Origin of the sequence: Clostridium sp. AM42-4, from assembly GCF_003480105.1 — a bacterium.
In the GTDB taxonomy this organism is placed as follows: domain Bacteria; phylum Bacillota; class Clostridia; order Lachnospirales; family Lachnospiraceae; genus Brotaphodocola.
In genome coordinates, this window is record NZ_QUIK01000015.1 from 80,109 (window position 1) to 89,929 (window position 9,821).

Genomic DNA, 9,821 nt, shown 5'->3' on the forward strand with positions numbered 1-9,821 from the left:
AAGATTCAAATAAATTTCCATGATCGTGAAGTACAAGTTAAAAATCTCACTGTAACATTGTAAGAATCTTCATACCATCCAACCCGTACAACCTTTTCTGCTGTATCAGCAGCTGACGCAGGAAATGAGAACGATAGCAAGAGTCCCAAAAAACATAACATAAAACAACATCGTCGATCTTTTCATCGTTTTCATCCCTTCCCCCATAAAACAAAATTGTAAATCTTGTTGACAAACAGTCCGTAATGATTATACTGCTTGATATGTTATCGCAACACTAAGAAAGTGCTTGATGGATATTCTCACACAAGCACTTTCCTATTACCAGCCCCATAAGGATCTGAAAATCATAAGTTTCTTTATCAGTCTTCTTTTTTCTTAAAAATCAGCATAGCAAACAAAAGCAGTGCGCTGGAGAAAAATACAAGTGCAGACTTGTTTGCTTCCTGCCCTGTTTTTGGCAATGCACTATTGGCTTCGGAAGTAAAATCTTCATGTTGAATATCTTCTGGAATCGGCTGTATATCTTCTTTTACCGGTTCAACTGGAGTTGTTTCAACAACTTGTGCAGTTCTTGTACTGCTTCCGGATTCTCCTGAACTGCCAGAGCCACTTGAACCAGAACTTCCTGATCCATGATTTGAATTTCCAGGATTTGTTCCTCCATTATCCGGTTTTTCCGGTTCTGCAGGTGTTCCAGGAGTATAGGTGTTCAATATCTGGAACCCATCTGTCTGATTTCCAGATACCGTTGGCGTATAATCTGCAGGAACAACTTCTGATACAGAATAAGAATATCCTTTCGGAAGATCCTCAAACTGATATTCCCAGTTGTTTGCCGCATTTAAAACAGCTCTGTCAATCACATGTCCCTCATTTATCAGGCGAATCGTGACCGAATCCGGCGTTCCGGAAGCCGGGGCATTGTTCCAGACTTTTTTGACCGATATATCAATCGTATCATCTTCTCCTACAATAATACCTCCGTTTGCACCGATGCCTCCGCCATATTTTGCTGTATTTCCCTCTATGAATAACTGTGCTTCATTCTCTGCCAGATTCTGTGCATCCGCAGACATTATCGTTTTTAAAGCCTGACTCGTCTGAATATCTGCCAGTTTTCCAGACTCCAATGCTGTACTTGTTGGATCATCTTTATTATAGCGTATATCAGAAATCACGCTTGGATAAGATGAGGTGACTCCATTATATATTTTGCCATCCGGATACCACTGGATCGCACCGCCACCTAACATACGACTTGATAATGTAGCTGTATAGTCAGGATCGCCATTACCGAAAACACTAAATACCAGATCATCACCGGCTGCTTTATCATCTGATTCCACCGCTTTATTTTCAAAGATGCCAATACCATCTTTGATATTCAGGGTTGTGGTACCAGTTGCGCAAAACCACAGGCCACCTCCCTGTTGGGCTGTATTATTTGTAACAATCGCATTATATAAATGCATAGAACTGTAGCCGTTATTACGTGTTCCCTCGGAATAAATACCTCCGCCTGAAATACCTGCCGTATTATTTACTATTTTTCCAGAATTGAGAACGGTTCCGTTAGAAAAACTATAAATTCCGCCACCAGTGGATGCGTGATTTCCAGATATTGTACCTCCATTCATTACAAACGCAGTGCCATATTCTTCAATTGTGCTGTCTTGTACTCCATCATCCACGACACAAACTCCGCCGCCTTGAATGAAATGATTATTCGTTATCTTTCCACCGGTCATCTCAAATACTGCATTATTTTCTATAAATACAGCCCCACCTGCATCAACATTATTACCGGAAGTACCACTGTTTTCTGTGATCAATCCATCACCAGATAACGTAAACGCTGCTTGCTGATCAGCATCGCGGTCATTGCTAAGAACTACAACGCTGCCGCGATGTCCAATATTCCTTTGAATGCGTCCTCCTGACATTTCCCCTTTGCTCGCACCAAAAAAGAACACGCCACCAGTGGAATGGGAGTAATTTGCATTAACAGAATTATTATCTTGAATGCTGCCACCAGTCATTTCAAAAGCAGCACCATCTTTGATCAGGACTGTCGCACTATACTCCGCATGATTTATGATTTTGTTGTTTGTGATTTGCCCTCCTGAAATAACAAGTTTCGCATTGGTCCCACTATTTTCCAGCGCACCGGTTTCATCATATTTTATGGTTGCATCCCGAACGGTTACGTCATCTGTAATCGTTACGGTACCATGATTCTTTATAATGCTCTTGTCATTATACCTACCTGATAAAATAAGTTTCCCGGCAAAAATAACATTTGCTCCTTCTAACACTTCAAATAAATTTTCCGGCTTAGTACCGTCTTTTACGCCGACAATCGTATAATCATCATCAGAAGTAATTGTAATCGATTTTCCTTGTGGAATCGTAACTTGACTGCTCAGCTTAATATCTTTTTTAATTTTGATGGTTTCTCCATCCGCTGCAGTGTCTACAGCTTCCTGCAGACTTGGAGCACCTGCCTCACTGGAAATCCTATCACCTACTGTATCTGAAATAGATGGAATCGTATAATTTATGGTTACATTTTGCGGCAGACCTGCATTGGAAAGATTCAATACATCTGAACTATTTTGAACCGTTACAGACTCCAATCCATCTATCCCTGCAAATTCATTATTTGATGTATTAGTCAAACCACTTCCCAAAACAAGTTTTTTGATGGTTGCGCCAGAAAACGCAGACGATCCAATCGTTGCCACATTATCCGGAATGATTAAGGTATCCTGGTTCAGCAGAGTATTTGCAAAAGATTTACTTCCAATGGCTGTCAGTGATTCCGGAAATGTGATCGAGGCTATTTTAGTACCTGAAAATGCCTCATCATCAATCTTCTGCAGACTGTCACTCAAAACAACCGATTCAATGGGTGTATTTAAAAAAGCACGATATGGAATATCATTCAAACTTGCTAAATTAACTTCGCCTTTCAGATTATTACATTCAGAAAATGCAAAAGTCCCCATGGATGTGACCTGACTAAGATCTGGAATATTGGTCAGCTTTGTGTTATTTTCAAATGCCTCTTGACCTACTTCTGTAATGGTTCCTTCTGCAGTTACAGTCTCCAGACTACTGCAATCTTTAAACATGGAATCATTGATTTTTGTAATTGACGCAGGCAATGTTATTGAAACAAGTGAACTATCTTTTGCAAATAAGCTTCCTTCACGAATATCAATTCCTTCTGGAAGTTCTATCGTTTTTAATTTTGAAGCACCAGAAAACGCACTAGGTGCAGTGATTCTTTTTAAACTATCTGGTAAATGAATTGTTTCTACAGCACAATTACTTAACAGTGAATTTCCGGCAAGTTCTTCTACACCTTCTTCAAAAGTTATAGTTTTTAAATGGTCCATAGATTGAAAGCTTCCGGAAAATGTTTTTACCGATCCTGGAATTGTAATTTCTTCTAAGTTAGAAAAACATCTAAAATAACTGTTACATGTTTCTACGGTGTCTGGTATATTCAGCTTAGTAACATTTTTACACGTAGGCGCCCAAAAGCTAAGGCTTAATTCTGTTACCGTATATTCTTTATCATCGCTCTCATTTTCATTGTGATAACTTACTTTTTCCGGTATTTCAACGTCTGTAGTTGCATTTGGATTTGTTATCCTTGTCAATTTTGCTTCGTGAATATCTGGATAAAAATCAAACCGATACTCGACTCCATCAACAGTGATATAAACATCTTCATAAATATTTTCTTGTACTGCCAAAGGAAGTTTTGCTGAAAGTGCAGCATTCAGCTCCTTATAGAGCGGACAGTCCTTGTCATGAAGTTCACCAACGCACCCTTCCAAATGCGCACATTCGGCTTCTGACGGCAGTTCCACTTCTCCTTCATATAACGGGCATTCTGGATCATGTTTGCCATCCACGCAACCTTCTAAATGCTCACATTCATCTAAATCAGCATCATTCTTTTTCGATGTTCCAGAACCGCCCGAAGTACTTCCAGAATTTGCAGTAGTACCTGCAGCACTAGAAGATTCCTCTGGATTTTCAACTGGCTGACTAAAATCAGGATCAATATTTTCATCTTCGTCCAATCTGCCATAGTCTGCATCTGCCTGATCAGAGTCTTCCTCAGAAGAATCATTTATCGAATCTTTCTTCGATTCTTCTGATTGGTCACCATCAGATCCATTCAGATCCGGCTTTTCATCTTTTCCAGAAGATAAATTGGCTTTGTCTTCATCTTCCTGCAGATCTTCTGTTTTTCCATCTTCAGACGGTTCTATTTCATCACCACGGTCTGATCCATCGTTCTCGTTTTTATCTTTTGAGTCTGCATTTTTTTCTGATGAAATGTTCTGGGATTTAGAATCTTGATCAGGATTATCTTGATCAACCGTAATTTCCTGGCTCAGATTTGTTTCCTCGGCCATGGATAATACCGGATTAGCAGTAAGAGAGATCAGTAGACTTGTAGTTAAGATGTACGATAATAATTTTTTCTTTTTCATATTATTCCTTTCTTACTCCGAATGTATGTATTTTGAAATTAAATAGTCCCAATGAAGAAAGGAATCACATATTCTCGCAATATATACGCTCTTTTGCTTTGTAAGAAGCTGAGCAGCAACTTTTGCTGCCCAGCTTCATTTTTTTGTTAGTGTTCTTTTTTCTTAAAAAAACAGGTGAAAAGAAGAAGGATTGCGCTGTTGAAAAGAAGCACTGCAGACCAGTTATCTGACTGACCTGTTTTTGGAAGTGCAGTTTCAACCTGATTTTCTTCTTTTATCTCGTCTGTATTATCCACTGCAGATACATTTTCTGCCAGATTAGTTTCTTCCGGCTTTTCCTGTTGTGTGGTTCCTGCAGTAACGGATCCAGCGCTGGAACTGTGACCACCGCTGCTTCCACTGCCAGATGAACTGCTTTCTCCACCAGAAGAACCATTATTTCCATTCGATGTGCCGCTGTTACCGGAATTTCCTCCATTACCGGATGTGCTGCCATTTTCATACATCAAGGCAAACGGTGAAAAACTTCCAACCGAAAACTTAATGAACGCCTGACCGTCAATGAAAACTTTTTCACTGGATAATTCTTCCGGAATATGATTTCTCAGTAAATCATTCATATCCGCATTGCTCTCTCGGTTCAATCCTCCGAAATGCACAATATGGAATGTAGAATCTTCTTTCGCATCTTCCGGAACCGGCCAGTAAATGTTCATCTTCTGACCACCTGCCATCGTCATATATGCGTTTCCGTTATGTGTATCAACCAGGTCAAGGTACCTGAACTGATAAACATATTTACCATCCGCATTTTTATTCTGATTCAGGTAAGCAGTCAACAGCGTATCATCAAGGCTGTGATCAACCAGAAGTTTTACGCCTGCAGGGTCTGCATTCACATTGCTTTTATTAATGAAATACTGCGTATTATCCTGTGCTGTCTCTGCCAGGATAACTCCTTTGTTTTGCGGATTCACACTTGGCATGGTATCGGAAATATCCCGATAGGTCTGATCCTTGTTTCCACGTACTTTCAAACTTCCGCTGTTCAAAATGACCGGATATGTTTGCGTGCTGCCATTAACCTGGACGGTAACGTTATAAAACTTTGCATCCAACTCTCCAGAATAAAAATCAACTTTATAGTCACGGAACTGGTCTGTATCATTGACAGGGAATTTGGAATCTACCATAACGTTGCCAGCTTCATCCGTAAACTGCATACGAAGCGGTATCTGCTCAGCCGTGCCATTTATTTTACTCGACATCAGCTTGTAAATATAAACATGCTGGCCATCTACCTTTGCCAGACTGCTGTCCTCTTCTCCATATAACTGTAAAGCCCAGTCACGCGTTGTGCGGTTAGAACTGTCGTTATAAGTCAGGGCAACATAGTCACTAAGGTCTTTCGGTTCTTCCTGCATACTTCCAAGCAGCTCATTTAATTCATCCGGAAGTGTCAGGTAAAATCCGATCTCTGGAAGATCATTTGTAGCAAACTGACCATCAGAACCAATCACACCATCATACCCATTTCCACCGACGTAAATGGTAATATCCATCGGGGTGATTTCCACAGCATGTTTTCCATACAGAACCAGGCTCTTTTCATGATTCGTACCTGTTGGAACCTGATTCTTATAATCCGTATTAGTAACGATTCTCTTATGGTTCTGCTTAAAATGGGACACATACGGCTCAGCATCCGCAACCTCATAATCCATTCCATCATACGTAACATTACCAGGCACAACAACCGCTCTTCCATCTACCGATCCAGCCTGATCAGAAGAAAGTTCATAATCATTCATATCTTCCGACGCGCCAATTAATGTTACAAAGCGATTTGTGAAAATTCTACTTCCAACTGCATCACATTTAATCCGGATGTCTCCACGGATATCCGCACTTATGCCATTTAGGTACAACTCACCATCCTGATCAATCGCATTGCCATAATAATACCGTTCCGGCTGAGTATCTTGCGCTGGATATCCGTCTGTAGCTTTGTTATCCGCAATTGTACCCCCAAGTACACAGGCTTTCGCTTTTTTCTCTCCTGATGAATTAATCGAAATGGCTCCACCCATACCTGCCTCATTATTCTCAATTTTACCATCTACCAGGTATAGCAAGTCACCCTGTCCCGATAAATAAATACCGCCGCCTTTGCTTCCACTATTGACAGCCTTATTCTCAGAAATAGTACCACCTGTTATTTCCAGTTTGTTTGTATAGTTTCCTGCATTATTGCTATTCAAATAGATGGCACCACCAGAACGTCTTACTTCGTTTTCTTCTATAGTGGCATCATCTGAAATCAGAATCTCTACATTTCCCTGCCAATGATTATCCGCAATATAAGCAGATATCGCACCACCATCAACCGCATGATTATCTGAAATTAAGCCTCCTGACATTTCAAACACATTTGGCTCATCCGATGCACCTGGTGCCCCAATGATTGCTATAGCGCCACCAAATGCACTGGCATCCGCAGTAGCCGCATTATCCTTAATCTCTCCTCTATTCATGATAAGTTTCGCCGGTTCATTATAAGTGGTATCATAATCTGCCTTACATGCCCGGACCATAATAGCACCACCATGTGCACTTGCAGATCTATTTACTCCATTAATCTCATAAATATCTCCAACTGCTGTATTATTGCTGATCTCGCCTCCATTTATTACCATTTCACCGCTTACGTAAACTGCGCCGCCCCACTCTGCAGAACAATTTGTAATTTCAGATCCATCTTCCATCGTCAGCGTTGCATTGCCATCTACCACAATACCACCGCCCCAGTCATTAGTTCCTGTTGTTCCATCCTGAGAGATTGCCCGTCCATTTGTTACGGTTGCTCCATCATCCAAAGTCAGACTGGCACCAGAGCAAACTCTTAGACACCGCATATCCTGGGTTTCAGCATCTATCACCAAATTCGCAAGTACCACTTGCGTTTGAACAGGAGTGCCTGCTTCATTTCCTATCTTGATCATATAATTTTCTTGTTTTGGTTTAGGTAAAGTGGCACTTGCATATGTAATTGTATGTGTTTCATCATCAGAAGCGCTTTCAATGGTCACAGACTTATCACCCGTTAATACCGTTGGCTGATGTAACACAATATCAGAAAGCAAATAAATGGTATCTCCATCCTCAGCTATTTCATAAGCTTTTTCTAAGGTCTGAACAGCTGTCTCTGCGCTTGTACCATTATTTGTATCGTCTCCGGACGCATCAAGATAGATTACATCCGATACCTGAACGCCACGAGCAAGCATCAACGGATCTGCTTCTTTATAACATGGACAATCTGGATCATGTTTTCCGTCTACGCAGCCAGCCAGATGCAGACATTCTTTCTCCATATCCGGCTCTTCATAAAGCGGGCAATCCTTGTCGTGGAGTTCGCCAACACATCCCTCCAGATGCGCACATTCCAGATCTGGAAGCAAATCCACATCTTCTTCATACAAAGGACAATCCTTATCGTGTTTCCCATTCACGCAGCCTTCCAACTGGGCACAATCCGGATCTGCTTCTTCCTCTTCTTTTTTGGTCTCTGATGAAGAATCACTCTTACCAGAAGATGTTTCTAAATCATCTTCCTGTTTCTCACTAGTTTTATCTTCATTCTCAGTATCTTTCTTTTCCTGATCTGTAGAATCTGAATCTGATACATCATCCTTTTTCTCAGATGAATCTTCTTTTACCGGATCTTTATCATCTTCCTTATCTGATTTGTCAGAATCTGTGGAATCCTTGCCTTTATCTGACTCCGATTCCGGATCATCCTGTTTATGATCTTTATTCAGATCATCAGCATCAGATCCTTTTTCAGCTTTATCCGAACCCTTGTCCTGATCAGATGATTTATCTCCGCTATCAGAGTCTTCTTCTTTATCAGTACCCGATGATGGTTCATCCTTCTGGTCTTTGGAATCTGAAATATCTTTTGAATCTGACTCCTGATCTTTTTCGTTTTGATTGGAATTATTATCTTGATTTTCCTGTACAGATGTTATCTCTTGATCGATATTTGCCCCCCCCCCAGTCATAGCCAAAACTGGATTGGATGTAAGAGAAATCAATAGACTTGTAGACAAGATATACGACAGTAACTTTTTCTTTTTCATGGTATTTCTCCCCTCATGCGAATACACTTTGAAAGTGTGTGGTCCCACTGTAACATAAAAGGAATCCCATATTCTCATTATATATGCGCTTAATTTTATTGACCTTATCTTTGTAACAAAATCCAATTTGAATAATACTCTTTTCCGCAATAATTGTCAAATATATATGGATTTTTGATAGCTTTTTAGCAAAAAGTTTTTACGGGAGGGTCGAGGGAACGGGCGCGGCCCAGGCGGGCCGGGGAGCATCGGGGGTTCCCTCGCGGGCACAGGGGCTCCCCTGTACCCGCATCACTTAGCCTGTGCGAATTATTGCAAAATACCCGTATTCTCACGAAAGCTAAAATACGCATTTTTCCGTGCCCCGGCTATAATGATATGGTCGCACATATCGACGCCGCATACCTTGGCAGCCATGGCAATTCGTTCTGTTATTTTAATATCTGCATCTGATGGGCTTGGGTCTCCACTCGGATGGTTATGAACGACAGCAAAAACATATGCTCTTCCGGCAATCGGTCCGCATGGTATACCGTCCCTATCACATCTGCTATCCGTTTTGGAGACTGGTGCATATCTTCATCGGTAATCCTTGTCTTTCCTACCGCTACAAGATACGGTATCCGGCTTTCCCTTACTCTAACATCATACTTTTTCACATTCATCTTCTGCCCTCCGTATTGGTTCTACCTGTGAAAACCGAAAGAAAAATGCTTTCTTTTTAAACACTCTTTCGCTTCCCTCAGCATCTTCTCCGTCTTTGTCTGAATCTTCCTTTTTCTGTGCATACTTCCAAATTTCAATGGTGCTGACCGCTTTTTCTCCTTTTTTCACTTGGTAGCCGTATTCCTGCCACCGGCTGTAACTGTGAATTTTTTCTGGCTCTTCCATTTTTTTCACCGTGCCATCTTCCGCATGAAGTTCTATCATTCTTCCCGTACCACCGATTTTTCCGGATTCAAAAAGCCGTATTCTTTCATTCCAAATAAGCATCTCATTCGTCATAAATTTTCACCTTTCTCCGGAAAGCCATATTGGCTTTTAAAAGAAAAAATATCAAGTGACACTACAAATGAATTATATAGAAGTCCTACATACAAAGCAAATTAGTTCATGTGAACTACATCGGCAATTGAATTACCGAGCATCTGATTACGAAGCA

General features: G+C 40.8%; 5 protein-coding genes. All 5 read right to left on the minus strand.

From position 1 onward, the window contains the following. Positions 1 to 362 precede the first annotated feature (362 nt). The 5 genes from DW922_RS12505 to DW922_RS12525 all read right to left on the minus strand — a co-directional run bounded on the left by DW922_RS12505 (position 363) and on the right by DW922_RS12525 (position 9,664). On the minus strand, positions 363 to 4,517 hold the full coding sequence (locus tag DW922_RS12505; RefSeq protein WP_118726747.1) for a leucine-rich repeat protein: 4,155 nt from the start codon (positions 4,515 to 4,517) through the stop codon (positions 363 to 365). Between the two features lie 146 nt (positions 4,518 to 4,663). Beyond that, positions 4,664 to 8,659 carry a hypothetical protein gene (locus DW922_RS12510; protein WP_118726748.1) on the minus strand — a complete coding sequence of 1,332 codons (3,996 nt, stop codon included), beginning with the start codon at positions 8,657 to 8,659 and terminating at the stop codon, positions 4,664 to 4,666. Between the two features lie 309 nt (positions 8,660 to 8,968). Further along, entirely contained in the window at positions 8,969 to 9,190 is a 222-nt protein-coding gene (locus DW922_RS12515; RefSeq protein WP_118543290.1) for a JAB domain-containing protein, read from the minus strand. Beyond that, complete coding sequence (locus DW922_RS12520) at positions 9,091 to 9,324, minus strand: hypothetical protein (RefSeq protein WP_118543291.1); 234 nt, start codon at positions 9,322 to 9,324, stop codon at positions 9,091 to 9,093. The genes DW922_RS12515 and DW922_RS12520 overlap by 100 nt, the downstream gene beginning before the upstream one ends. Next, complete coding sequence (locus DW922_RS12525; protein WP_118726749.1) at positions 9,305 to 9,664, minus strand: ArdC-like ssDNA-binding domain-containing protein; 360 nt, start codon at positions 9,662 to 9,664, stop codon at positions 9,305 to 9,307. The genes DW922_RS12520 and DW922_RS12525 overlap by 20 nt, the downstream gene beginning before the upstream one ends. Positions 9,665 to 9,821 lie beyond the last annotated feature (157 nt).

What these genes read in the sequence shown, in the direction of transcription:
- DW922_RS12505 (WP_118726747.1), bottom strand. Translation starts at nt 4,517, where the DNA reads ATGAAAAAGAAAAAATTATTATCGTACATCTTAACTACAAGTCTACTG.
- DW922_RS12510 (WP_118726748.1), bottom strand. Translation starts at nt 8,659, where the DNA reads ATGAAAAAGAAAAAGTTACTGTCGTATATCTTGTCTACAAGTCTATTG.
- DW922_RS12520 (WP_118543291.1), bottom strand. Translation starts at nt 9,324, where the DNA reads ATGAATGTGAAAAAGTATGATGTTAGAGTAAGGGAAAGCCGGATACCG.
- DW922_RS12525 (WP_118726749.1), bottom strand. Translation starts at nt 9,664, where the DNA reads ATGACGAATGAGATGCTTATTTGGAATGAAAGAATACGGCTTTTTGAA.